This window comes from Arthrobacter sp. BB-1, assembly GCF_006151685.1.
GTDB lineage: Bacteria > Actinomycetota > Actinomycetes > Actinomycetales > Micrococcaceae > Arthrobacter.
In genome coordinates, this window is record NZ_VDEV01000019.1 from 105,073 (window position 1) to 129,011 (window position 23,939).

At 66.3% G+C, this 23,939-nt stretch carries 19 protein-coding genes; 5 read left to right on the top strand and 14 right to left on the bottom strand.

Features of this window, described 5'->3' with window-relative positions:
• Positions 1-26: 26 nt before the first annotated feature.
• The 8 genes from FHJ30_RS10765 to FHJ30_RS10800 all read right to left on the bottom strand — a co-directional run bounded on the left by FHJ30_RS10765 (position 27) and on the right by FHJ30_RS10800 (position 9,040).
• The gene (locus tag FHJ30_RS10765; RefSeq protein WP_139029295.1) at positions 27-887 is read right to left on the bottom strand and encodes a shikimate dehydrogenase; all 861 of its coding nucleotides are present in this window, start codon (positions 885-887) and stop codon (positions 27-29) included.
• Positions 884-2,599: an endolytic transglycosylase MltG gene (gene mltG / locus FHJ30_RS10770; protein WP_139029297.1), complete on the bottom strand. Its 1,716-nt coding sequence runs from the start codon at positions 2,597-2,599 to the stop codon at positions 884-886. The genes FHJ30_RS10765 and mltG overlap by 4 nt, the downstream gene beginning before the upstream one ends.
• Positions 2,596-3,192 (bottom strand): Holliday junction resolvase RuvX, encoded by a 597-nt coding sequence (gene ruvX, locus FHJ30_RS10775; protein ID WP_139029298.1) that lies wholly within the window; start codon positions 3,190-3,192, stop codon positions 2,596-2,598. Before ruvX ends, mltG begins: the two co-directional genes overlap by 4 nt.
• Before the next feature lie 7 nt (positions 3,193-3,199).
• Entirely contained in the window at positions 3,200-5,878 is a 2,679-nt protein-coding gene (gene alaS, locus FHJ30_RS10780; protein ID WP_139029300.1) for an alanine--tRNA ligase, read from the bottom strand.
• A 168-nt stretch (positions 5,879-6,046) separates the two neighbouring features.
• Entirely contained in the window at positions 6,047-6,289 is a 243-nt protein-coding gene (locus FHJ30_RS10785; RefSeq protein WP_171058992.1) for a hypothetical protein, read from the bottom strand.
• Between the two features lie 17 nt (positions 6,290-6,306).
• A complete protein-coding gene (locus FHJ30_RS10790; protein ID WP_139029301.1) occupies positions 6,307-6,681 on the bottom strand; it encodes a DUF948 domain-containing protein in 375 nt (124 codons plus the stop codon).
• A gap of 146 nt (positions 6,682-6,827) precedes the next feature.
• Complete coding sequence (gene rpsD / locus FHJ30_RS10795; protein WP_066276228.1) at positions 6,828-7,454, bottom strand: 30S ribosomal protein S4; 627 nt, start codon at positions 7,452-7,454, stop codon at positions 6,828-6,830.
• Between the two features lie 170 nt (positions 7,455-7,624).
• Positions 7,625-9,040 (bottom strand): replication-associated recombination protein A, encoded by a 1,416-nt coding sequence (locus FHJ30_RS10800; protein ID WP_139029303.1) that lies wholly within the window; start codon positions 9,038-9,040, stop codon positions 7,625-7,627.
• A gap of 72 nt (positions 9,041-9,112) precedes the next feature.
• On the opposite strand from FHJ30_RS10800, the gene FHJ30_RS10805 reads away from it, so the two are divergent.
• Entirely contained in the window at positions 9,113-9,781 is a 669-nt protein-coding gene (locus tag FHJ30_RS10805; protein WP_139029464.1) for an acVLRF1 family peptidyl-tRNA hydrolase, read from the top strand.
• A gap of 2 nt (positions 9,782-9,783) precedes the next feature.
• Here FHJ30_RS10805 and FHJ30_RS10810 read toward each other — a convergent pair whose 3' ends face one another.
• Together FHJ30_RS10810 and aspS are read right to left on the bottom strand one after the other, a co-directional pair.
• Entirely contained in the window at positions 9,784-10,518 is a 735-nt protein-coding gene (locus tag FHJ30_RS10810) for a GNAT family N-acetyltransferase (RefSeq protein ID WP_139029465.1), read from the bottom strand.
• A gap of 123 nt (positions 10,519-10,641) precedes the next feature.
• Positions 10,642-12,420: an aspartate--tRNA ligase gene (gene aspS, locus FHJ30_RS10815; RefSeq protein ID WP_139029304.1), complete on the bottom strand. Its 1,779-nt coding sequence runs from the start codon at positions 12,418-12,420 to the stop codon at positions 10,642-10,644.
• 109 nt (positions 12,421-12,529) lie between these two features.
• Between aspS and FHJ30_RS10820 the strand changes: the two genes are divergently transcribed.
• Positions 12,530-13,774, top strand: a complete 1,245-nt coding sequence (locus FHJ30_RS10820; RefSeq protein WP_139029305.1) for an APC family permease — start codon at positions 12,530-12,532, stop codon at positions 13,772-13,774.
• Here FHJ30_RS10820 and hisS read toward each other — a convergent pair.
• Positions 13,771-15,141, bottom strand: coding sequence for a histidine--tRNA ligase (hisS, locus tag FHJ30_RS10825; protein ID WP_139029307.1), 1,371 nt, complete (start codon positions 15,139-15,141; stop codon positions 13,771-13,773). The genes FHJ30_RS10820 and hisS overlap by 4 nt on opposite strands.
• 232 nt (positions 15,142-15,373) lie before the next feature.
• On the opposite strand from hisS, the gene FHJ30_RS10830 reads away from it, so the two are divergent.
• The 3 genes from FHJ30_RS10830 to FHJ30_RS10840 all read left to right on the top strand — a co-directional run bounded on the left by FHJ30_RS10830 (position 15,374) and on the right by FHJ30_RS10840 (position 18,664).
• Positions 15,374-16,192: a peptidylprolyl isomerase gene (locus tag FHJ30_RS10830; protein ID WP_139029309.1), complete on the top strand. Its 819-nt coding sequence runs from the start codon at positions 15,374-15,376 to the stop codon at positions 16,190-16,192.
• Positions 16,193-16,259: 67 nt separating this feature from the next.
• Complete coding sequence (locus FHJ30_RS10835; protein WP_139029311.1) at positions 16,260-17,840, top strand: DUF349 domain-containing protein; 1,581 nt, start codon at positions 16,260-16,262, stop codon at positions 17,838-17,840.
• Positions 17,841-17,935: 95 nt separating this feature from the next.
• Positions 17,936-18,664, top strand: a complete 729-nt coding sequence (locus FHJ30_RS10840; RefSeq protein ID WP_240793668.1) for a type IV toxin-antitoxin system AbiEi family antitoxin — start codon at positions 17,936-17,938, stop codon at positions 18,662-18,664.
• Here the strand turns inward: FHJ30_RS10840 and FHJ30_RS10845 are convergent.
• The 3 genes from FHJ30_RS10845 to secD all read right to left on the bottom strand — a co-directional run bounded on the left by FHJ30_RS10845 (position 18,545) and on the right by secD (position 23,842).
• Positions 18,545-20,938, bottom strand: a complete 2,394-nt coding sequence (locus tag FHJ30_RS10845) for a bifunctional (p)ppGpp synthetase/guanosine-3',5'-bis(diphosphate) 3'-pyrophosphohydrolase (RefSeq protein ID WP_139029312.1) — start codon at positions 20,936-20,938, stop codon at positions 18,545-18,547. The two genes, FHJ30_RS10840 and FHJ30_RS10845, sit on opposite strands and share 120 nt — an antisense overlap.
• Positions 20,939-21,071: 133 nt before the next feature.
• Positions 21,072-22,085, bottom strand: a complete 1,014-nt coding sequence (gene secF, locus FHJ30_RS10850; RefSeq protein WP_139029313.1) for a protein translocase subunit SecF — start codon at positions 22,083-22,085, stop codon at positions 21,072-21,074.
• Positions 22,085-23,842 (bottom strand): protein translocase subunit SecD, encoded by a 1,758-nt coding sequence (gene secD / locus FHJ30_RS10855; protein WP_139029314.1) that lies wholly within the window; start codon positions 23,840-23,842, stop codon positions 22,085-22,087. The genes secF and secD overlap by 1 nt, the downstream gene beginning before the upstream one ends.
• Positions 23,843-23,939: the final 97 nt, after the last annotated feature.

The following is a 23,939-nucleotide window of genomic DNA, read 5'->3' on the forward strand; positions in this document are numbered from 1 at the left end:
ATATTCCATCCTGCCACGTATGGCGGTCACAACGCCCGTCGGGGAAGGCCGACTGCGTCACACATCACATCTATGACAGATGCGTTAACTTCCTTCTCCAGGCGGCTGAACATGCGCACCTGTTCCACCGCCTGGTACAGGAGCATTTCGAGGCCGGGAACCACGGTTCCGCCGCCCGCCTGCCACACGGAGGCGATAAGGCTGGGCCACGGATCGTACGCAACGTCCAGCAAAACGCCGGGCATGGCCGTCTTCAGGGCGGCCATTTCAGCGGCAATTCCGTCCGCCGCACGCGGCGGGAGGGTGGAAATCACGACGTCGGCGCCCGCGGCGGGGCGGGCAGCGTCGGCAAGGCTTCGGATCACCAGGTCCACGTCCAGGCTCTCAGCTGCCGCGCAGACCTCTGCGGTCCGGGACGTGTCCCGGACGAAGACCTCGGCCCGGGCGGCGCCCAGCTCCTTGAGCGCCGCGACAGCTGATGCCGCAGTCCCGCCCCCGCCAAGCACAACAGCCGACGGCGCAATCCCTGTGCCTGCGTGCCGCAGGGCATTCACGATCCCGGCCACATCCGTGTTGGAGCCGATGGCCCGGGTGCCATTGTCGTGCTCCTCGAAGGACACGGTATTCACCACGCCCAGGATCCCGGCGACACCCCGGACCTCGTCCACCTGCCCCAGCATCGCTGTCTTCAGGGGCATCGTGACGGACAGCCCGCGCCAGCCCGGCTGGTCGCGGATCTGCCGCATCAGCCCCGGAAGCAGCTGCTCCGTGACGTCAATTGCCGTGTAGCTGATGCCGATGCCCAACCTGCCGTAGGCAGCCAGATGCAGTGCGGGCGACTTCGAGTGGCTGATCGGGTGGCCCAGGACGGCTGCCCGAAGGCTCATGTGCAGCGTCCGGCGTTCGCCGCGCACCAGGCGTTGTACTGGTCGACGTAGCCGTTGTGCTCGGCCAGCGTCTTGGAGAACTTGGTCTCCTTGGTGTCCAGGTTGATGGTGACCCAGTACAGGTAGTCGTTGGTCTTGGGCCTGGCGGCAGCATCAATGGCCGTCTTTCCCGGGGAACCGATGGGTCCCGGGGGAAGTCCCGGATTCGCGTAGGTGTTGTACGGGTTGGACTTGTCCTGGCGCTGTTCGTCGGTGAAGTTGTAGCTCTTGGTGCCCAGGCCGTAGGTCACTGCCGAGTCCACCTGGAGGAAACCGTTGGTCTGGTCGTTGGGCTTGAGCCGGTTGTAGATGGCTCCCGCCACGTCGCCGTACTCCGCCTGGCCGCCTTCCGCCTGGACGATGCTGGCCACAATGACGGCCTCATACTGCTTGGCCGGGTCCGTGATCCCCTGCGACACAAGCTCGTCGACCGTGATCTTGACCAGGGCCTGGAGGATGTCCTTTGCCGGGGTGCCAAGGGGGAAGCGGTGTTCCCCCGGGGCCAGGTAGCCTTCGAGGTTCTTGGCGTTGGCCGGCAGCCCGAACTGGGCCGGCTGGTTGCTCAGGGCCTGCAGGTCCTGGATGGATATTCCAGAGCCCTGCGAGATCGCCTGCAGGGACTCGCCCACGCGCAGCCCTGCACTGAGGGCGAAGTAGATGACCTTCGTTTGGTCCTTGCCCAGCAGGACGTTCACGGCGTCGGAATTCTTCATCTCGGACTTGAACGTGTATTCCCCGGGGGAAAGGGTTCCGCCGGACGCGGCGAAGCTCTGCAGGAACGTGTCCGCGTTCGCCACGACGCGTTCACTTTCCAGCTTGGAAGCCACGGAGCGGGTGCCCTCGCCGTTTTCTACAGTCACTACCACCTCGCCTGTCCCCGGGCCCGGAAAGTCGCCGGGCTTGTCGTTGCCAAGCAGCGGCTTCAGGAACTGCGCGCCGACTGCCACGGCCGTGACGAAGACGGCGAGGGTCAGGAACAGCGCCAGCATCCGACGGCGGCGGCGCACCTTTTTGGACGGCTTGGCCACTACCGCTGCCGCCGAGGAAGCAGGAAGGAATTCGTGATGGTGCGCGGCGTCGTCGTGCCCCTCCGCATAATGGGCGTCACCGTAGTGCTCCTGGTCATAGTGGCCATCGTGGTAGTGCTCTCCGTGGGGTGCTGCAGCATAGTCAGCCCCATCCGCGTAGTGCGGCTCCTCGTAGTGCGTTCCCGCCGCGTTCTGGTGCGCGCCGAGGGCGGACGCCCCCGAGAAAGCCGGCGCGTCGTGGGCGTGAAGCCCATCATGCGGGGCGGCTTCTTCGTGGGCGGTTTCGTCGTGGCCGGCGTCTGCATGGGTCTGCTCCTGCTGCCGCACGTCTTCCTGGGGGATGTCCTGGATAGACGGCGGGGTGAGGGGTGCGGCAGGAACGGGCTGTTCAACCGGTGTTTCCTGCGGTGCTGTGTCTTCGCGCAATGCTTCGTCCTGGTGCAGGGGGTGCGGCTCATGGGCCACGGGAGGTTCCGCGGGCTGGGGCGGGATGTCGTGGCCGGTCTCGTAGGCCTGCTCGGGAACCGCGTCCTGGCCACCGGTGTTGGAGGTCTTTTCCCGTGCCCGGAGCTCCTTGCGGGTCAGCGGTCTTGCTGCTCCGGCGTCCAGGGGGCTGGAAGCGTCGTCAATGTTGGCAGGGCTCACTGTTGCCTTCCATTATCTGAAGATCGGGCCGTATCGCCGGGGGCGGCGCGCACAGGGTCATCCTGCCCGCTGCCTCCCAGGTCCACGGAAGGGGGCGGCGTCACGCGTGAGCCGACGTCCGCTCCCCTGGCTTTCTGCATGTCGATGGCGTGCTGAAGGATACCTGCCGCCGCGACCTGATCAACTACTTTACGGTGATTCCGGCTGCTCATGCCAGCTTCATGCAGGTTACGGTGCGCGGTCACGCTGCTCAACCGTTCGTCCACGAGGTTCACCGGCACCGCCAATGCACGGGCTGCAAGCTCGCCGGCCAGCAGCTGGGCGTAGTCCACGGCCATCTTGGCTGACGCCCGTTCCTCACCCTTTAGGGTGCGGGGCAACCCGACAATCACCTGTACGGCGCCCAGCTCCTCGACCAGGTTCGCGATGACCCGCACGTCGGAGTTTTTCTTGGCGTTGCGGTCCAGTGTCTTGTAGGGCGTTGCCAGAATCGAGTCGCGGTCGCAGATGGCAACCCCCACCCGGACAGTGCCGACGTCCACCCCCAGTTTGATGCCCTGGGGGTAGGCGCCGGCAGTTGCAGGACTGGTCATTGGAGGGTTAGCGCCGCGTAATGGCGTCAACGACTGCGGCAAGGGCCTGGCCCACCTTGCCGGCGTCGGTTCCGCCGCCCTGTGCGACGTCGTCCTTGCCGCCGCCGCCGCCGCCGAGGATACCCGCGGCAAGCCGGACCAGCGCACCCGCCTTGACCCCGGCTTCCCTGGCGGCTTCGTTGGTGGCCACCAGGATCATGGGGCGGTCGTTCGCGACGCCGGCAACTGCCACAGTTGCCGCTGCCGAGCCGAGGCGGTTGCGCAGGTCCAGGGCAAGGCCGCGAAGATCGTCAGCACCGCTGACCTGGCCGGCGTCGTGCGCGATGACGCTCACGCCGGCGGCGTCCTTGGCGCTGCCCGCCAGCTGGGCGGCCGAGGCCGCCAGCTGCTCCTTGCGGAGGCGGTCCAGCTCCTTCTCGGTGGCCTTGAGCTTGGCGAGGGTGGCGGAAATCCGGTCGGCCAGCTGGCCGGAGGGCACTTTGAGGAGCTCGGTCAGCTCTGTGACCAGGGCGCGTTCGGCTGCAAGGTGGCGGAACGCATCCATGCCGACGAACGCCTCCACGCGGCGGTTTCCGGATCCCACGGACTGCTCGCCCAGGAGGGAAAGGCTGCCGATCAGGGAGGTGTTGGGCACGTGGGTGCCGCCGCACAGCTCGCGGGACCACGCGCCGTCGATCTCCACGACCCGGACTTCGCTGCCATAGTTCTCGCCGAAGAGGGCCATGGCGCCGAGGGCCTTGGCCTCCGCCAGGCCCATGACCTTGGTCTCCACGCGGAAGTTGTTGCGGATGGCCAGGTTGGAGACTTCCTCGATCTCGGACCGGGTGGCCGTGCTCAGCCCTTCGCCCCAGGCGAAGTCGAAGCGCAGGTAGCCGGCCTTGTTGAAGGAACCGCGCTGGGTGGCTTCGGGGCCGAGGATCTGGTGGAGTGCGGCGTGCACGATGTGCGTGCCCGTGTGCGCCTGCTCGGCGGCGTGCCGGCGTTCACGGTCGACGGCGGCGCGGACCAGCGAGTCCGACCCGATTTCGCCTTCGCGGACGATCGCCTTGTGCACGCTCAGGCCCTTCAGGGGCCGCTGGACGTCAAGGACCTCGACGACGAAGCCGTCACCGGTGATGAGGCCGGTGTCTGCGGCCTGGCCGCCTGCTTCGGCGTAGAACGGGGTTTCGGAAAGAACCAGTTCGATTTCTTCGCCGGTGGAGGCCTGCTGGACCGGGCGGCCGCCCGTGAGGATGCCGCGGACGCGGGACTCGCCGTCGAGCTCGGTGTAGCCGGTGAAGACGGTCTCGCCCTGGGCCAGGATGTCCTGGAACGCGCTGAGGTCGGCGTGGCCGCCCTTCTTGCCCTTGGCATCCGCCTGGGCGCGCTGGCGCTGTTCCTGCATGAGGCTGCGGAAGGCTGCCTCATCCACCTTGAGCCCGGCTTCTTCAGCCATTTCCAGGGTCAGGTCGATGGGGAACCCGTAGGTGTCGTGCAAGGTAAAGGCATCCTCGCCGGACAGCGGCCTGTTGGCGGCCTTGGACACCTTGACGGCGTCCTCGAGCCGGGCGGTGCCGGACGCGATGGTGCGCAGGAAGGCCTTCTCCTCCGCGTAGGCAATGCGGCTGATCCGGGCAAAGTCGGTCTCGACGACCGGGTAGACGCCCTTCATGGCGTCGCGCGAGGCCGGAAGGAGCTCGGGCAGGCAGGCCTGTTCGACGCCGAGCAGGCGCATGGAGCGGACGGCACGGCGGATAAGCCGGCGCAGGACGTAGCCGCGCCCCTCGTTGGAGGGGGTCACGCCGTCGGAAATGAGCATCAGCGCCGAGCGGATGTGGTCGGCCACCACGCGCATGCGCACGTCATCGGTGTGGTGCGGGTCGTCGTCGGACTCCGCGGACGTGTACTCCCGGCCGGAAAGTTCGGCGGCCTTGTCGATGACGGGGCGGACCTGGTCCGTCTCGTACATGTTCTCGACGCCCTGCAGGATCATGGCCAGGCGCTCCATGCCGAGGCCGGTGTCGATGTTGCGCTTCGGCAGCTCGCCCAGGACATCAAAGTCTTCCTTTGAGCGGACGTTGTCGATCTGGTACTGCATGAACACGAGGTTCCAGATCTCGATGTAGCGGGTTTCGTCCGCCAGCGGACCGCCCTCGACGCCATAGGCGGGGCCGCGGTCGTAGTAGATTTCGGAGCAGGGACCCGCCGGGCCGGGCTGCCCGGTGTGCCAGTAGTTGTCCGCCTTGCCCATCTTCTGGATGCGCCCGGCAGGGACTCCGGTGTTCTTGAGCCACAGTTCCTTGGCTTCGTCGTCCTCTTCGTAGACGGTCACCCAGAGACGTTCCGGGTCAAGCCCGTAGCCGCCGTCGTCAACGCCCTTGGTCAGCAGTTCCCAGGCGAACTTGATGGCGTCTTCCTTGAAGTAGTCGCCGAAGGAGAAGTTGCCGCACATCTGGAAGAAAGTCCCGTGGCGCGCGGTCTTGCCCACTTCTTCGATGTCGCCGGTGCGGATGCATTTCTGCACGCTGACGGCACGGGAGTAGGGTGCTTCCTCCCTGGCCGTCAGGTAGGGAATGAACGGCACCATGCCGGCAACCGTGAACAGCAGGGAGGGGTCGCTGGAAACCAACGATGCGGAGGGAACCGCGGTGTGGCCCTTGCTGACAAAAAAGTCCACCCAGCGCTTTGTGATCTCCTGCGACTTCATGAGCTGTTACGTACCCTTCTTGCTCCGCGCACTGTCCGGCGCGGAGGTTCTTTCGCGTGGCCGTCTCCGTAGGTATACGGTTCCCGCCGGTGTAGTTATAACGTGTAGTGCCGCCGCATCGTGCGGCTGCAGGTGCAGGCCGGCGTGGCACCGGCCTGCGGAATGTGGTCAGCGGCGGACCAGGTCTTCCGATCCGACGCCGAGGGCGGCCCGGAGATCGGTCTCCCGCTCACGCATCCCGGCGCGCACGGCGTCGGCAAAGTCGTAGACGCCGTCCGCGAGCCGGTTCACCGCGCGGTTGAGGCCCTCCGGGCCAAGCGTGGACTGCATGCTGGCCTGTGCTTCGGTCACCTTGCGGAAAGCGATCACTCCGATCGCAACGCCGATTCCCATCCAGACAAGTCGTTTCATTTTAGGTTCTCCGGAGTTCAGCGGCTGCGGCGGCCGGCAGCGGGTTTCTTGCGGTTGGCCAACGCCGTGCGGACACCGTAGCTGAAGGCCGCCACCTTGATGAGCGGCGAGCCAACAGTGGCGGCCACAAGTGAGGACAGCGCCGACAGGTTGGCCGAGGCGTCGGAAACGTTGGACGAGATGCCGTCCACTTTCTTCAGCTGCTGGTTGGTAGTGGAGACGGTTGCCGTGACTTCGTCCATCAGGGGCGTGGCGCCGTCGCTCAGGGACCGGATGGAGGTACGCACCTCGTCCAGGACCCGGCCCAGCTTAAGGATGGGCACGGCCAGCAGCAGCACCAGGAGTGCGAACACCCCGGCAGCGATCAGGCCGGCAATATCGCCACCAGACATAGACGTTTCAACTCCTCGAAATTCTGTGGTTCGTGTCATCGGCGGATGCGTCAGGAAACGCATTTCCGCAGATGTCCCCCAAGTACCTTACATACAAAGAAGCCCGCGGCGCTTGCCACGGGCTTCTTTGGATACGCTGCTGGAATTTAGCGTGCGTAGAATTCGACGACGAGCTGCTCTTCGCAGGTCACGGGGACCTCGGAGCGCTTGGGGCGGCGGACCAGGCGTGCCTGCAGGGCCTCCAGCTTGACGTCCAGGTAGGCCGGAACAGCGGGCAGGACGTCGCGGTGGGCACCGGCTGCTGCAACCTGGAGCGGGACCATGGTCTCGCTGCGGCTGTGGACGTGGACCAGCTGGCCCTCGCCAACGCGGAACGACGGACGGTCAACGCGGACGCCGTCAACCATGATGTGGCGGTGCACAACCAGCTGGCGTGCCTGGGCAATGGTGCGGGCGAAGCCGGCACGCAGGACCAGGGCGTCGAGGCGCATTTCGAGCAGTTCGATGAGGTTTTCACCGGTCAGGCCCTTGGTGCGGCGGGCCTCTTCGAAGGCACGGGTCATCTGTGCTTCGCGGATGCCGTACTGGGCGCGCAGGCGCTGCTTTTCGCGCAGGCGTACGGCGTAGTCGGAGTCCTGCTTCTTGCGGGCACGGCCATGCTCACCGGGGCCGTACGGGCGGCGCTCCATGTACTTGGCGGCCTTGGGGGTCAGAGCGATGCCGAGGGACCGCGAGAGGCGGGCCTGACGGCGAGCACGAGTGTTGTTAGCCACTTGTGTCCTTCCAATATCTGCGGTGTGTCAGTGTTACTGGCCTCCAGAAGGGAGAGCATCGGCCAACCGCTGCCTTTTGCTACTGGGCACAGGGCATAACCTTCTCAACATAAAACTGGGGAGATTGTGCGCCGGGCCTTGCCAGACAAACATCTATCCTACCACGGCGGCTACTTGCCCCGGACGATCTTCCGCAGCCGCTCCAGCCGCACCGCGATGTCACGTTCCGCGCCGTTGGCCGTGGGCTGGTAGTAGTCCCTCCCCACGAGGTCGTCCGGCGGGTACTGCTGGGTGGCCACACCATGCGGGGCATCGTGGGCGTACTTGTACCCCAGTCCGTGGCCCAGCTGCTTGGAACCCGGATAGTGCGAGTCCCGAAGATGCGCGGGAATTCCGTTCCCCAGGCCTGCCCGGACGTCGGCGATGGCCCTGTTGATACCCATGTAGGCGGCGTTGGACTTTGGCGCGGTGGCCAGGTGCACCACAGCCTCGGCGAGGATGATGCGGCCCTCCGGCATCCCGATCAGCTGCACGGCCTGGGCTGCTGCCACTGCCGTCTGCAGCGCGGTGGGATCGGCCATCCCCACATCCTCCGCCGCCGAGATCACGATCCTTCGCGCCACGAAGCGCGGGTCCTCCCCAGCTTCCAGCATCCGCGCCAGGTAGTGGAGGGCGGCGTCCACATCGGAGCCCCGGATGGATTTGATGAAGGCGCTGGCAACGTCATAGTGCTGGTCACCCGCCCGGTCGTAGCGGACGGCGGCAACGTCGAGGGCGCGCTCAGTGTGCTTCAGCATCACTTCCACGGGGCCTTCGGCGGCGTCGTCCGCGTCACCGAAAGCAACACCGGCCGCGGCTTCCAGGGCAGTCAGGGCCCGCCGGGCATCACCTCCGGAGAGCCGCACAAGATGTGCCAACGCCTCGTCGTCGAGCTCAACCTTGCCGCCCAGCCCGCGCGTGTCCGCCACCGCCCTCTTCAGCAGCCCCTCGATATCCGAGTCGGTCAGTGGCTTGAGGGTCAGCAGCAGGGAACGGGACAAGAGCGGCGAGACCACGGAAAACGAGGGGTTCTCCGTGGTGGCCGCCACCAGCACCACCCACCGGTTCTCGACGCCGGGCAGCAAGGCATCCTGCTGGGCTTTGTTGAAGCGGTGGATCTCGTCAAGGAACAGGACGGTAGTGGTTTTGTACAGGTCCCTCGCGGTGAGGGCGTCGTCCATTACCCGCCGGACGTCCTTGACGCCGGCAGTGATGGCGGACAGCTCCACGAACTTCCGGCCGGGTCCCCTGGCAATCACGTGCGCCAGGGTGGTCTTGCCGGTTCCGGGAGGGCCCCACAGGATCAGCGAACTGGGCCCCGCCGGTCCGGCGGCATCCGCGCCTGCCGCGAGCTGCCGCAGCGGCGAACCCTGCCCCAGGAGGTGCTGCTGGCCCACCACTTCATCGAGGGTGCGGGGCCGCATCCGCACGGCCAGGGGGCTCCGCGGCTGGGCGCTTCCGCCTTGCTTGGTGCTGGCGGAGGCGACGGGACCGGCCTCGTCGCCGTCGTCGTCGTTGCCGGGCCCATGCCCGAAGAGATCTTCCACATAGATAGGCTACTTCCAGTTCACCTCCCGGTTCCGCCGGGAGCCATGCCAGCCAGCGAAGGGTCGCCGCATATGTCCGTGCATGCCACTGGCGCAGCCAGGCCGCCGTCCGTGCGGACCGCTTTTGTCTCCGGCGCCCGGCTGGCCGGATGGGCAGGGCGGTTTGGTGCGGCGCACGGCGGGTACCGGCTGGAGGATGGCGACGACGGACTGCGGCTGATTGCCGCAGACGGCGCCGAAGCGTTGCTGCAGCCGCCGTGGCCGGTTGACGGCCGGCCCGGCCGTGGGACGGATGCCCTTGAGCGGCTCGCCTCCCTTGCATCACAGCCGCGCAGGCTTGGCCTCCTGCTGGTCCGCCGTGGAGGATACGGCGTGGCCGTGGTGGGTGAGGGCGCGGTCCTGGCCTCCAAGGTGGGCTCCACCTATGTGCAGTCCCGGACCGCAGCGGGCGGCCAGTCGCAGCAGCGGTTCGCACGCCGGCGGGGCAACCAGGCGGATGCTCTCGTTGGTGTTGTGGCAGAGCATGCCGGCCGGGTGTTCAGCAGCGCGTCCTTTGAATACGTGGTTCCCGGGGGCGACAGGGTCCTGTCCGGCCTTGTCCTTGAGCATCCGTCCCTGAGTGGCTATGCCGCCTTGCCCCGGCTCGCGTACCTCGATGTCCCGGATCCGAAGGCCGCTGTGCTGAAGAAGGCGGCAGCGGACGCGTGCGCGGTCCGGATCCAAGTAACAGACCCTTCCTGAGTTCAGCAGCCGCTAAGTGCGCGCCGTGGCCGCTGCTGGCGGTAGATGTACCGGCCCGACTCCGTATATCCTGCCTTGCTGTACAACTGCCGGGCAGCATGGTTCGCGGCTGTGACCAGCAGCCAGGAACTGTCCACTCCGCGCGCGCCTCCTTCGGCGAGAAGCGCCTGGAGCACCGTCGCCGCATAGCCGCGTCGGCGTGCCGATGGGGACGTGGCCATGCAGTAGATTCCTCCGGTTCCATGCACCATGGCGAGGCGGCCGACGGCGGCGGGGACGCCGTCGTCGTCCCTCGCAAGGGCATACAGCGAAGGGCACCCGGCCAGGATGCCGCGCGCCGTTTCCCGCTCCGCCTCTCCGCCGCGGCCGTCCACGCTCCACCAGAGATCCAGCCATTCCGCGTCCGGCCCGTCGAGAACCTCCACGCCCGCACCCGCAGCGCCCCTGAAGCCGTTCCCCGAAGGCCGGGACATGATCAGCGTCTCGGACTGCCGGGTGAAGCCCTGCGCGTCCAGGACCTGGTTCAGCCCGGCATTGGCGGGGGAATCCGTCACCTGGAAGATGAGCGGCAAACGCCGCTCCCGGTACCACTGCATCGCCTCGCGCAATGCGTTCACAGGATCCTCCGCGGCGTCCCGGGGCCACACCGAATTTGCCCGCTGGGTAACCCCGGCAGCGGCACGGAGCACCCACTCCCCCGTGTCCCGGCGCTCAAGGGCAGGCCAGGCAGCATCCATGAGCACGTCGTAGGCGGGGGCCTGCGGGCCCGGGAAGATGAGGACCACTAGGGGCTTCCTGTCTGCGGATAAGCCTGGAGGCCCTCCCTGCGGGAGAGCCTCCGGGCCAAACGGGGTAACGCCCTACTTGCCTTCTGCAGGCTTGGCTTCCGGTTTGAAGTCCACGCCGGCTTCCTTGCGCTGCTGGGGCGTGATCGGCGCGGGGGCCGCGGTCAGCGGGTCATAGCCGTTGCCGGTCTTGGGGAAGGCGATGACGTCGCGGATGGACTCAACCCCTGCGAGCAGTGCCACCACGCGGTCCCAGCCAAAGGCGATGCCGCCGTGCGGAGGGGCACCGTACTTGAAGCCCTCCAGCAGGAAACCGAACTTGGTCTGGGCATCTTCCCGGTCGAGGCCCATCAGTTCGAACACCCGCTCCTGGACGTCGCGCTCGTGGATACGGATGGAACCGCCGCCGATTTCGTTGCCGTTGCAGACGATGTCGTAGGCGTAGGACAGCGCTGATTCCGGGTCCTTGTCAAAGGTCTCCAGGAACTCCGGCTTGGGCGAGGTGAAGGCGTGGTGCACGGCGGTCCACTTGCCGGCACCCACGGCCACGTCACCAGAAGCGACGGCTGCGGCGGCAGGCTCGAACATCGGCGCGTCAACTACCCAGCAGAAGGCCCAGGCGCTGGGGTCGATCAGGCCGGTGCGGTGGCCGATTTCTACCCGGGCAGCACCGAGCAGCGCCCTTGCCGCAGACTTCTCCCCGGCTGCGAAGAAGATGCAGTCGCCGGGCTTGGCGCCAACGGCATCCGCCAGGCCTGCGCGCTCCGTGTCGGTCAGGTTCTTGGCCACCGGTCCGGCGAGCTCGCCGTCTTCCTTGAACAGGACGTAGGCAAGGCCCTTGTGGCCGCGCTGCTTGGCGAATTCCTGCCAGCCGTCCAAGGTGCGGCGCGGCTGGGAAGCACCGCCCGGCATCACCACGGCGCCGACGTAAGGCGCCTTGAACACGCCAAAGTTGGTGTCCTTGAAGAACCCGGTCAGTTCCGTGAGCTCCACGCCAAAGCGAAGGTCCGGCTTGTCCGAGCCGTACCGGGCCATGGCGTCCGCGTAGGTGATCCGCTGGATCGGCGTCGGGATTTCGACGTCGATCAACTTCCACAGTGCTTTGACGATGTTTTCGCCGAGGGCAATGATGTCGTCCTGGTCCACGAAACTGGCTTCGATGTCCAGCTGGGTGAACTCCGGCTGCCGGTCGGCGCGGAAGTCCTCATCACGGTAGCAGCGGGCAATCTGGTAATACTTCTCAAAGCCGCCCACCTGCAGCAACTGCTTGAACAACTGCGGGGACTGCGGAAGGGCGTACCAGGACCCCGGGGCCAGGCGGGCCGGGACCACGAAGTCGCGGGCGCCTTCAGGCGTTGACCGGGTCAGCGTGGGGGTCTCAACCTCCACGAAGCCATCCTTGTGCAGCAGTTCGCGCGCCACACGGTTGGCTTCGGAACGCAGCCGGAGGTTGCGGGCGGGGCCAGGCCTGCGCAGGTCCAGGTAGCGGTGCTTCAGGCGGGCTTCCTCGCCCACTTCAACATGCTCGTCGATCTGGAACGGCAGCGGCTCGGAGGTGTTGAGGATGACCACCTTGTCCGCCATGACCTCGATCTCGCCGGTGGCCAGGGCCGGGTTCTCGTTGCCCTCGGGCCGCTTGGAGACGGTGCCGGTGACCTGCAGGACGTACTCGTTGCGCAGGCCGTGGAAGACTTCTTCCTCGCGGACCACAACCTGGGCCACGCCGGAAGCATCGCGCAGGTCCACGAAGGCCACACCACCGTGATCACGACGGCGGCCCACCCAGCCAGCCAGGGTTACGGTTTGTCCAATGTGCTCGGAACGAAGGGATCCGAGGTCATGTGTGCGCAGCACAGCACGCCTTTCTGCGGGGTAACAGCGGGAAGTCGATCGGGAAGTTCAATAGGATCGTTGCGGGAACGATTCCGTTCGAGTTTACCCGCTGCCAAGGGACTGTCACCGCATGAGCGCACACCAGCAACTTCAACGCAGGCTCGGCACGTTGGACGCCACCGCCATAGGGCTCGGCTCCATGCTGGGCGCCGGGGTGTTCGTGGTCTTCGCTCCGGCAGCGGCGCTGGCCGGCCAACTGCTGGCCTTGTCGGTGGTCATCGCCGGGGCCGTGGCCTACTGCAACGCGGTGGCATCCGCGGCCCTGGCCGCGAAGTACCCCACCAGTGGGGGGACGTACGTCTATGGGCGCGAACAGCTCGGTGAGTGGCCGGGGTTCCTGGCCGGCTGGGGTTTTGTTACGGGCAAGACTGCGTCCTGCGCCGCCATGGCGCTGACGTTCGGAAGCTACGCCTGGCCGCAGTACGCCGTGCCGGTGGCCGTGGCTGCGGTTGTTGCCCTGACTGGCGTGAACCTGCTGGGCATCACACGGACGGCGCTGCTCACAAAAATCCTGCTCTGCGTGGTCCTGGCCACCCTCAGCTTCGTGGCTGTTGCCGCTGCGGTGGGGCCACACCCGGCTCCGGGACCGGCCGGACCCGCGGGCATGGCTTCCCCGGGAGGAGTGCTGCCGGCAGCTGGGCTCATGTTCTTCGCCTTTGCCGGCTACGCCCGGATTGCCACCCTCGGCGAGGAGGTCAAGGATCCCGCCCGCGCCATCCCGCGTGCCATCCTTGCCGCCCTCGCGGGTGCCTTTGCCATTTACCTCGTCCTGGCGCTGCTCCTGCTGAACCACCTTCCCGGCGGGCAGCTCGCTTCAACCAGGACGCCGCTGCTCGACGCCGTGCTGCAGTCCGGCCTGGCAGCGGGGGCCCCGGCCGTCCAGGCCGGAGCCGCGGCCGCGTGCCTGGGCGCGCTCCTGGCACTCATCACCGGCGTCGGCCGCACCACCCTGGCCATGGCCAGGGAGCGCGACCTGCCCGGGTTCCTTGCGCGGGTGGGCGGAAGGCACACCGTGCCGTACGCCGCGGAACTCGCAGTTGCCGCCGTCGTGATCCTGCTGCTTGTCACCACAGACGTTATGACGGTGGTGGGCTTCTCCAGCTTCGGCGTACTGATCTACTACGCAGTGGCCAACGCGGCGGCGTACACGTTGCCCGTGCACCCGGGATATGCGCCGAAGTGGCTGAACGCCGCCGGTTTCCTGGCCTGCCTGCTGCTTGCCTTCACCTTGCCGCCGGCCCCGGTTCTCACCATGGCCGGGGTACTGGCAGCCGGCGTGGCGGGGCGGTGGCTGGTGCTCCGGCTGCGGCGCTAAAGAGCTGCGGCAGGCTCCGTCACCGTCGACACCTGGACGGCCAGGTCTTCCGACGGCGGCATCCAGGTTTCCGGGGCGGCCACCATCTGTTCACCGGTGCGGATGTCCTTGACCTGGTGCGTTCCGTCGTCGTCCGTGAACCATACAAAAGGAATGCCGCGCCGGTCGGCGAATTTGATCTGCTTGCCGAACTTCTCCGCTTTGGCTGCCACTTCAGTAGGGATGCCCCGGCTGCGCAGCTGGGCGGCCACGTCCTGGGCGGCATCCCAGCTTTCATCATGCGTGAGGGCCACCAGCACCGCGGTGGGAACCGAACGCGACGCCCTTGCCAGGTCCTGGCTCAAAATGCGGGACACCAGGCGGGTGACTCCGATCGAAAGCCCCACGCCCGGAAACTTCCGGTTCCCCTTCGAGGCCAGGGCGTCATACCGGCCGCCGGAGCAAATCGAGCCGAGCTGTTCATGTCCCACCAGGACGGTTTCCACAACGGTTCCCGTGTAGTAGTCCAGGCCGCGGGCGATGCTCAGATCCGCCACCACCTTGCCGGGGGCACGCTGCACGGCAGCCTCGATCACCTGCTCGAGTTCACTCAGGCCTTCGTCGAGGAGTTCATTGCTGACGCCCAGCGCCTGGACCTGTGCCACAAACGAGGTGTCCTCGGTGCGGATTCCAGCCAACTGCAGGGCCTTCCGGGCCTGCTCGTCGGTGGCACCCAGTTCAGTCTTCAGCAGTTCAGCCACCTTCGCGGCGCCGATCTTTTCGAGTTTGTCGATGCTCCGCAGCACCCCTGCGGTGTCATCCAGGCCGATTCCGCGGTAGAAGCCCTCGGCGAGCTTCCTGTTGTTGATGCGCAGGCGGAAGTCAGGGATGGGGAGGGCGCTGAGGGCCTCAGCGATCACCAGGGCGATCTCGACGTCGTAACGGAACGGCAGGTCGCCGTCGCCCACCACGTCAATGTCCGCCTGGGTGAACTCGCGGGCGCGGCCTTCCTGTGGGCGCTCGCCGCGCCATACCTTCTGGATCTGGTACCGCCGGAAGGGAAAGGCAAGGTAGCCGGCGTTTTCGACGACGTAGCGGGCAAAAGGAACAGTGAGGTCGAAATGCAGGGCAAGGGCATGCGGATCGGCCTTGCCCTCTTTAACGGGGTTGGCGCTTTCATCGTCCTGCAGCCGGCTGAGCCCGTAGACTTCCTTGTCGATTTCACCCTTGCGCAGCAGCTGGCCCACCGTCTCCACAGCGCGGGTCTCAATGGAGGAGAACCCGTGCAGTTCAAAAACGCGGCGGAGCGTATCCAGCACATGGAGCTCCACCAGCCGCTCCTCGGGAAGCCACTCGGGGAATCCGGACAGGGAGGCGGTGCGTGCCATGGTGGAGTTTCTCCTCTTGGTGAACGGCTGCCGGGACCTGCGTGGCAATCGGCCCGAAACGGGCTTGCGACGGCAGCAGTCCAGCCAGTCATGCATAAACTATGTGCGGCAGTCAGTTTATGCGTCATCCGTCGCCATCTCTAATGCAGCGGAGCGGCAGGGCTCGGCCGCCAAACAACTGCTGACCGGGCCCCAAGCCGGGCCTGCAGCAGCCCGACAATAAGGAGGACCCTTGGCGGCCAATTCACGCAGTGTCCGCGAAACCAAACGGCGCATTCAGCAGATGGAAGCCAAGCGTGCCCTGCGGCGGGACCAGGAGGGCCGGCGCAAGCGTGACAACCTGATCGCCGCCGGTGCCGGAGCGACCGCAGTGGTCCTCGCCGTCGTGCTCCAACTCACTGTCTTTGCCGGCAACCCGACCGAGGAGGAATTCGCCGCGGCGCAAGCGGACCTGGCCAGCCCGCCGGCCACCGCCAGCCCCTCGGCGACGCCGTCTGCGCAGGCAACGAATGGTCCCAACATTCCTGCGGCCGGCACCGCCGCAGGCAAGACCTTCACCGGCGAACTCGTGCTTAACGGCAGCCCGCTGGGTGTGGAGCTGGACGGAACCAGCGCGCCGCAGGCCGCCGCCGTCTTCAAGTCCCTCAGCGACGAGGGCTACTACAACGGAAAGAACTGCCACCGGCTGACCACCGGCGAGGCCTTCGGCGTCCTCCAGTGCGGCTCGCCCACCGGCGACGGGCAGGGCGACCCGAATTACACGTGGGGGCCGCTCGAGAACACGCCGGCGGACAACACCTATCCGGCAGGAACCATCGCCGTCGCCCGGACGGGCAACAACGCCTATGGAAACGGCACCCAGTTCTTCATCGTCTACAAGGACACCGTGATTCCGGCCGACAGCGCAGGGGGCTACACGGTCGTGGGGAAGGTGACATCCGGGCTGGATGTAGTGTCCAGCGTGGCTGCTGCCGGGATCACCCCAGGCAGCAGCGTCACAGACGGCGCGCCCGTTGAACCAGTCACGATAGACTCGTTTTCTCTGAAGTAGGAAGCCCGGCCGGAGCGGCCGCGGTGCAGTACGTGAGTATTTCCCTCCAAGCGAAAGACTTTTAGCGGTGACAGACAGTCAGAAATCCGACGAAACAGCAACAGACCTGACCGAAGCGGCGGCTCCCGCGGCTTCCGGTGAGGCCCCTGAAGCGGCCGGCACCCCCGCTGCGGAGGCAAGCGATACCGGGGCTGCTGCAGAAGAACCAGCCGCCGGCCAGGCTCCGGCGGGCGAAACGCCGGCCGAAGCTGCTCCCGCCCCTGCACCTGCGCCCTCGCCTGCGCCTGCCCCCTCGCCCCGGTCAGCAGCGCCGTCTCCGGCCGCTTTCGCTTCCCGTCCCAAGCCTGCCGCCGCGGCCCCGGCTGCAGCCGCGGTACCGGCCGCACCGGCCACCTCCCTGGCGGAGGCCTCAAAGTGGGGCCGGGTTGAAGGGGACGGACACGTCTTCCTGACCATTGACGGCAGCGAGCACGCCGTTGGACAGTACCCCGGCGTAAGCGACGACGAAGCCCTCGCCTACTTCGCCCGGAAATACGACGACGTGGCAGCGCAGATCGTGCTGCTTGAACAGCGCGTCACGTCCAAGGCCCCCAGCACCGATATGCAGAAGACCGTGACGCACCTGCGGGAGCAGCTTGCGGAGCGCAACATGGTGGGCGACCTGCGTTCTGCGGAGGCCCGGCTGGACAAGCTCTCCGAGCAGATCGTTGAGCTGGAGAAAGCAGAGAAGGCCGAGCACGACGCCGTCCGCGCGTCTGAGCTCGCGGCCCGCGAGGCGATCGTTGCGGAGGCCGAGCAGATCTCCGGCCAGGATCCGGCACAGACGCAGTGGAAGACCTCCAGCGCCAGGATGAACGAACTTTTTGAGACCTGGAAGGCAGCCCAGAAGAGCGGCATTCGCCTGGGCCGCAGCAACGAGGACGCATTGTGGAAGAGGTTCCGCGCCGCCCGCACGGTTTTCGACCGGCACCGCCGCGCCTACTTCTCCCAGCTGGACAGCAACAATTCCGCTGCCAAGTCGGCCAAGGAAAAGCTGATCGCTGAAGCCGAAGCGCTGTCCAGCTCCACCGACTGGGGTTTCGCCGCCGGCGAGTACCGTCGGCTGATGGATCAGTGGAAGGCATCGCCGCGCGCCAGCCGTAAGGACGACGACGCGTTGTGGGCCCGTTTCCGCGCGGCGCAGGATGTATTCTTCACGAACCGCCAGGCCGCCAACGATGAAATCGACCAGGAATACGCCGCCAACCTCACCGTCAAGGAAGCGCTCCTGGCAGAGGCCAATGCCATCCTTCCGGTGAAGGACCTTGCGGCGGCCAAGAAGGCACTCCAGTCCGTCCGCGACCGCTGGGAAGAAGCGGGCAAGGTTCCACGCGCCGATATGGGACGCATTGAAGCCGGGCTGCGCAAGGTTGAGGACGCCGTCCGCCACGCCGAGGAAGAACAGTGGCAGCGCTCCAACCCGGAACGGAAGGCCCGCACCAACAGCGCCCTTTCCCAGCTGGAATCGGCGATCGCCGGCCTGCAGGAGGATCTCGCCAAGGCAGAGAAGACCGGCGACCAGCGCAAGATCAAGGCTGCCCAGGAAGCCCTCGAAGCACGCCAGGCCTGGCTGGACCAGATCCAGCGCTCGGCCAGCGAGCTTTCCTGATCCACCCTCGCTGACGCAGCAGGCCCGGTACCGGTTATCCACATAACCGGAACCGGGCCTGTGCCTGTTAACGGCTGCCGGTGCAGGATGGACGAATGGCGATTCCACCGGCCGCTCCGGGCCCCGATCATGCAACTGCGGCGGACGCTTTGGCGCCCCGTTTTCCGGAACTCTATTCCCCGGACATGCCCTTCGCCTGGCCCGAGCTGCAATCCCTCGCGGCGGATGGACTGCTGGACAGGATCCACCACCGCGGCTACACGCTTCCAGGGCTCCCCGCCTCTCCACAACTGCGGGCGCGGGCGGCGGCAGGGGCGGTGCCCGCTTCGGTCCGCCAGAGGGTGGTCGCGGGCCGGATGACGGCCGCTTGGATCTATGGCTGCGCCGGCGAGCCGGACAGGCTGGCGCTCCTTGTGGATGCCAAGCGGAGGGTTTCCAGCCTGCGGACCACCAGGGGGTGCACCCTGCACGAAGTGAGGCTCGGGCCGTTCGATGTTGTCAGCCTCGGCGGCCTGATGGTTTCAAGCCCTATGCGGACCGCCCTGGACATCGCCCTGCACGTGGACGCCGAGCGCGCCTTGCCCACCCTGGAAAGACTGCTGGCGCGTCCGCAGAACGACGTCCGCCTGCGCCTGCTGGTCCTTGCCATAGAAGCCACGCCGCGGGTGCCCCATAAGAAGGCTGCCCTGGAAAAACTCGCTGCCCTAGCTCCGGCGCTTGTTTCCAGTGGTCCGGTAGACGTCGAACACCCCGTCAATCCTGCGGACGGCGCTCAGGACGTGGCTCAAGTACTTGGGGTCGCCCATCTCGAAGGCAAACCTTGAGATGGCCACCCTGTCCGTGGACGTGTGCACACTGGCTGCCAGGATGTTCACGTGGTTCTCGGACAGGACCCGGGTGACGTCGGACAGGAGGGACTTGCGGTCCAGTGCCTCCACCTGGATCTCCACCAGGAAGACGCTGGACTGTGTCGGCGCCCAGTCCACGTCCACAATCCTGTCCGGCTGGTCCTTCAGGTCCGAGATGTTGGTGCAGTCGGTCCTGTGGACTGAGACGCCCGAGCCCCTTGTTACGAAGCCCAGGATGGGATCCGGCGGGACCGGTGTGCAGCAGCGGGCCAGCTTCACCCAGACATCGCCTACGCCGCGGACCACCACGCCCGAATCGGAGAAACGGGCTTTGGTGACCTGGGTTGGGATGCTGACTTCGGCAATGTCGTCGTCGGCGGTTTCATTGCCGCCGAGGCTTTCGACCAGCTTCTCCATGACCGACTGCGCGGACGTATGGCCGTCCCCGACGCCGGCGTACAGGCCGGAGATATCAACGTACTTGAATTCCTCCGCCACCGCGGCGAGGGCCTCGTGGGTCATCAGCCGCTGCAGGGGAAGGTTCTGCTTGCGCATTGCTCGGGTCAGCAGTTCCTTGCCGCGGTCGATGGCTTCTTCGCGGCGCTCCTTGCTGAACCACTGGCGGATCTTGTTCCGTGCCCTGGCGCTCTTGACGAAATGCTGCCAGTCCTGGCTCGGCCCCGCCCCCTCGGCCTTGGAGGTGAAGATCTCAACCCAGTCGCCGTGGTTCAGTTCGCTGTTGAGCGGTACCAGTTTGCCGTTGACCCGGGCACCGATGGTCCGGTGGCCCACCTCGGTGTGCACGGCGTAGGCGAAGTCCACGGGGGTGGAGCCTGCGGGCAAAGCCATGACCTCGCCCTTGGGGGTGAAGACAAAGACCTCGCGGGCGTTGATCTCGAAGCGTAGCGAATCCAGGAACTCACCGGGATCGGAGGTTTCCTGCTGCCAGTCCACCAGGGAACGCAGCCAGCCCATGTCCCCGTCGCGTGGGCTTCCCGGGCCAACGGCCGTGCGGTTGGGCTGGTCCTTGTACTTCCAGTGCGCGGCGACGCCATACTCGGCCCGGCGGTGCATTTCATGCGTGCGGATCTGGATTTCCACCGGTTTGCCGCCAGGCCCGATCACCGTGGTGTGGAGCGACTGGTACATGTTGAACTTGGGCATCGCGATGTAGTCCTTGAACCTGCCGGGCAGCGGGTTCCAACGGGCGTGCATGGTGCCAAGGGCTGCATAACAGTCCCTGACGGAGTCCACCAGCACCCGCACACCCATGAGGTCGTTGATGTCGTCGAAGTCCTTATCGCGGACGATCATCTTCTGGTAGATGGAGTAATAGTGCTTGGGGCGGCCCGTGATGGTGGCCTTGATCTTGGCCGTGCGCAGGTCTTCGGTGATTTGGTCCCGGATGACGCTCAGGCTCTTCTCCCGCTCGGGGGTCCGGTCCCCCACCATGCGGACAATTTCTTCGTACACCTTGGGGTACAGCGCGGCGAAGGAAAGATCCTCCAGTTCCCACTTGATGGTGTTCATGCCCAGCCGGTGCGCAAGCGGGGCAAAAATTTCCAGGGTCTCGCGGGCCTTGCGGGCTGAGGACTCGGCGGACACGAAGCGCCAGGTCCGGGCGTTGTGCAGCCGGTCAGCCAATTTGATCATCAGCACGCGGATGTCCTTGGCCATCGCAACAACCATCTTGCGGACGGTCTCGGACTGTGCTGCCTCGCCGAAGCTGACTTTGTCCAGCTTCGTCACGCCGTCAACCAGCATGGCCACCTCCGGACCGAAGTCCCGCTTGAGGTCGGCCAGCGTGTAGGGGGTGTCCTCCACCGTGTCATGCAGCAGGGCGGCGGCAAGGGTTGTGCCGCTCAGGCCCAGTTCGGCAAGGATGGTGGCCACGGCCACTGGATGGGTGATGTACGGATCGCCGCTTTTGCGCTTCTGCCCGCGGTGGCTCTGCTCAGCGACGTCGAACGCCCGCTGGATGAGTTCGAAGTCCTCTTTCGGGTTGTTGGCCCGGACGGTCCTGAGCAGCGGCTCAAGAATGGGAGAGTACGTGGCCGTGCTGCGACCGGTCAGCCGGGCGAGCCTGGAGCGGGTGCGCTCCCTGCGGCCGGGGAATGTGGGACGGGACCCGGAGTTGTCGACCGGAACGAGCGGCCCGGGGCGCGCGGAGGCGGCCACCCCGGTCTGCGTACCGTGGGCGGGACTATTGTCTCCTTGTGCCGTTGGCGCCGACGCCGAACGTTCTTCCAATGACGTACCCCTCACCACCGTTTTAATTACTTCAGTCTATTCCCCGCGGCGGTGAGTTTTATAACCGGACCCTTAAACGCGGACGGGCCGGACACTGCCAGGATTCTGGCGGTGTCCGGCCCGTGCTGAATGCTCAAGCCTGGGCAGGCTCCGCGGCGGCGTGCCGCTCGGCGGTGGCGCGCCTCTGCTCAACGCGCTTTGCCTGCCTGACGAGGTCCGGCTCGTTCTGGCGCAGCCACGCGTACATGGGGGCCGCCACGAAAATGGTGGCCGCCGTGCCGATGAGGATTCCGACGAACAGCGCCAAGGAAAGGTCGCGCAAGGTACCGGCGCCCAGCAGTCCGGCACCAATGAAGAGGATGGCCCCCACCGGCAGGATCGCCACCATCATGGTGTTGATGGAGCGGACCAGGGTCTGGTTGACGGCGAGGTTGACCTCTTCGGCGAACGTCCGGCGGGTGGAGGCGTCCAGGTCCGCGGTGTTCTCGCGGATCTTGTCGAACACCACCACAGTGTCGTAGAGGGAGTAGCTGAGGACGGTCAGGAAGCCGATGATCGCCGAGGGTGTGACCTCGAAGTCGCTGAGGGCATAGACACCGGCAGTGATGAACATCGTCACTGCCATGCCCGCTATTGCCGAGAGCGACATCTTCCACGTGCGGAAGTACAGGGCCATCAGCACGGCGGCGAGGAGCACGAAGACCACCAGGCCAATGAGTGCCTGCTTGGTGACATCGGCGCCCCAGGTGGGACCGACGAACGTGGAGGTCACCTCATTGTCGGTGACGCCGTACGCCCCGGTGAGCCCCTCCTTGATGCGCAGCGTCTCATCATCGGTGAGTTTGTCCGTCTGGATCCGCATGGTGGTGCCGGCCACGTTCGCCACCCGGGGAACGCTGCCCGGAACCACATCGGTGACGGCCTGCTCCCCCACGCCTGCATCCGTGGTTTGCACGTTGGAGACCGTGAACTCGGATCCGCCGCGGAACTCGATGCCAAGGTTGAAACCGCCCTTGGCCACCGGAATGAGGATGGACAGGGCAACGGCCACTGCCGCAATGATGAACCAGATTTTCTTGGCACCGACGAAGTTGTAGGAGCGTTTGCCGGTGTAAAGCTCGTTGCCGAAGTTGGCGAAGCCTGACATTACTTGTTCTCCTTCGCTGAGGACTTCGAGGAGCCCGCAAGCTGCTCCTGCTTCTCCGCCAGGCGGCGTTCCGCAATGGTCATCCTGCGCTCGGCTTCTGCTGCGGCGCCGGCGTTCTTGGCACGGACCGCGGACGGTTTGGCGTCCGGAGTGCGGATGCGTCCGGCACCCCGGTAAAGCGGGACGGCGCCCAGGCGCTTCGGGTCGAGTCCGGACAGCCGGTGGCCCTCGCCGAAGAACCTTGTGCGGGCCAGGAGCTGGAGCGTGGGGTGGGTGAACATGAACACCACAATGAGGTCGGCGATGGCGGTCAGGCCCAGGGTGAAGGCAAAGCCGCGGACGTTGCCCACGGCCACGAAGTACAGGACCAGGGCGGCCAGCAGGTTGACGGCCTTCGAGGCCAGGACCGTCCGCTTGGCGCGCTTCCAGCCGTTTTCGACGGCGGAGACCAGGCCGCGGCCTTCACGGAGCTCATCGCGGATCCGCTCGAAGTAGACGATGAAGGAGTCCGCCGTCTGGCCGATGGCCACAATGATGCCCGCGACGCCCGCGAGGGACAGGCGGTAGTTCTCCGTCCATCCCAGGATGGCGATGGCGAGGTAGGTGAGGATCCCGGCCACCACCAGTGACGCGATGGTCACAAAGCCGAGCGCCCGGTACTGGAACAGGGAATAGACCACCACCAGCAGGAGGCCGATGAGGCCCGCGAGGAGGCCCATCCGCAGCTGTTCCCCGCCGAGGGTGGCGGAAATCTGCTGCTCGCTTTGGATTTCGAAACTGATGGGCAGTGCACCGAACCGAAGCTGGTCGGACAGGGCCTTTGCGCTCTGCTCGGTGAACCCGCCGGTGATCTGGGGACGGCCGTCGGTGATGACAGCGAGGGACCGGGGTGCGGAAATGACCTGGTCATCGAGCACAATGGCGAACTGCGCCTTGGGGTCGTTGCCTGCGTCACCGCCGGCGGCCACGTAGAACTGGTTCAGGCGTTCGGTGACCTCCTTGAACTTCGCAGTCCCCTCGTCGTCGAACTGGATGTTGACAGCCCAGTCATTGGTGACGGCGCCCTGTGCCCCCTGCTGGAGCTGGAACGAGGACGTGACGATGTTGCTGCCCTTGACCTCCACCGGGCCCAGGATGTACTTGATGGCAGGGGTGGTGTCCGTGGCAGGCTCGCATGTCACCAGCGGCTTGGCCGGGTCCGAGCGTTCCTGCTTGTCCTGGGCCGGGTTGTCGCAGTCCAGGGTTTCGAACTGGCGGTAGACCTCGGGGGTGATCCAGTTCGTGTCGCTGCTGTTGGCGGGTTCCGCCGTCGGCTTTGGCAACTGGTCTTCAGGCGCCCGCTGCTCCTCCGGTACCGGCGCACCTGCTCCGGCGAGCAGGACGGGACGGAAGTTCATGTCCGCGGAGGCCTGGATCAGGTCGCGGGTCTGGGTGGAGGGGGTGCCGGGCAGGCTGACCACCACGTTGCGCCCGGACTGGGTGCTGATCTCGGCCTCTGCAACACCTGAACCGTCAACACGCTGGCGGATGATCGCCACGGCCTGGTTGAGCTGTTCCTCGTTGATGTCCGAGCCGCCCTCTACCTTCGGCGCCAGGATCATCTGGGTGCCGCCTTCGAGGTCCAGGGCCAGTTTGGGTGCCCAGCTTGCCTGTCCGGCAAGGGTGCCCCCAGCCAGGACGGCAGTGAGGGCGGCGAGGATTACACCGAGCCAGACCAGGACCCTGAGGCCTGGTTTCTTGGGGCCAGTTCGTGCCATTGTCGATCTTTCTCTTATTCACGGAGGAACCGCCGGTGCCCGCCCATGCTTGCACCGGCGGTGGTCCGCAGCGGTAGAGGTTGTCAGGAAGCAGCGG

What these genes read in the sequence shown, in the direction of transcription:
- FHJ30_RS10805 (WP_139029464.1), top strand. Translation starts at nt 9,113, where the DNA reads ATGTCCGTGCATGCCACTGGCGCAGCCAGGCCGCCGTCCGTGCGGACC.
- FHJ30_RS10820 (WP_139029305.1), top strand. Translation starts at nt 12,530, where the DNA reads ATGAGCGCACACCAGCAACTTCAACGCAGGCTCGGCACGTTGGACGCC.
- FHJ30_RS10785 (WP_171058992.1), bottom strand. Translation starts at nt 6,289, where the DNA reads ATGAAACGACTTGTCTGGATGGGAATCGGCGTTGCGATCGGAGTGATC.
- FHJ30_RS10765 (WP_139029295.1), bottom strand. Translation starts at nt 887, where the DNA reads ATGAGCCTTCGGGCAGCCGTCCTGGGCCACCCGATCAGCCACTCGAAG.
- FHJ30_RS10810 (WP_139029465.1), bottom strand. Translation starts at nt 10,518, where the DNA reads ATGGATGCTGCCTGGCCTGCCCTTGAGCGCCGGGACACGGGGGAGTGG.
- hisS (WP_139029307.1), bottom strand. Translation starts at nt 15,141, where the DNA reads ATGGCACGCACCGCCTCCCTGTCCGGATTCCCCGAGTGGCTTCCCGAG.
- FHJ30_RS10840 (WP_240793668.1), top strand. Translation starts at nt 17,936, where the DNA reads ATGGCGATTCCACCGGCCGCTCCGGGCCCCGATCATGCAACTGCGGCG.
- alaS (WP_139029300.1), bottom strand. Translation starts at nt 5,878, where the DNA reads ATGAAGTCGCAGGAGATCACAAAGCGCTGGGTGGACTTTTTTGTCAGC.
- secD (WP_139029314.1), bottom strand. Translation starts at nt 23,842, where the DNA reads ATGGCACGAACTGGCCCCAAGAAACCAGGCCTCAGGGTCCTGGTCTGG.
- FHJ30_RS10790 (WP_139029301.1), bottom strand. Translation starts at nt 6,681, where the DNA reads ATGTCTGGTGGCGATATTGCCGGCCTGATCGCTGCCGGGGTGTTCGCA.
- secF (WP_139029313.1), bottom strand. Translation starts at nt 22,085, where the DNA reads ATGTCAGGCTTCGCCAACTTCGGCAACGAGCTTTACACCGGCAAACGC.
- ruvX (WP_139029298.1), bottom strand. Translation starts at nt 3,192, where the DNA reads ATGACCAGTCCTGCAACTGCCGGCGCCTACCCCCAGGGCATCAAACTG.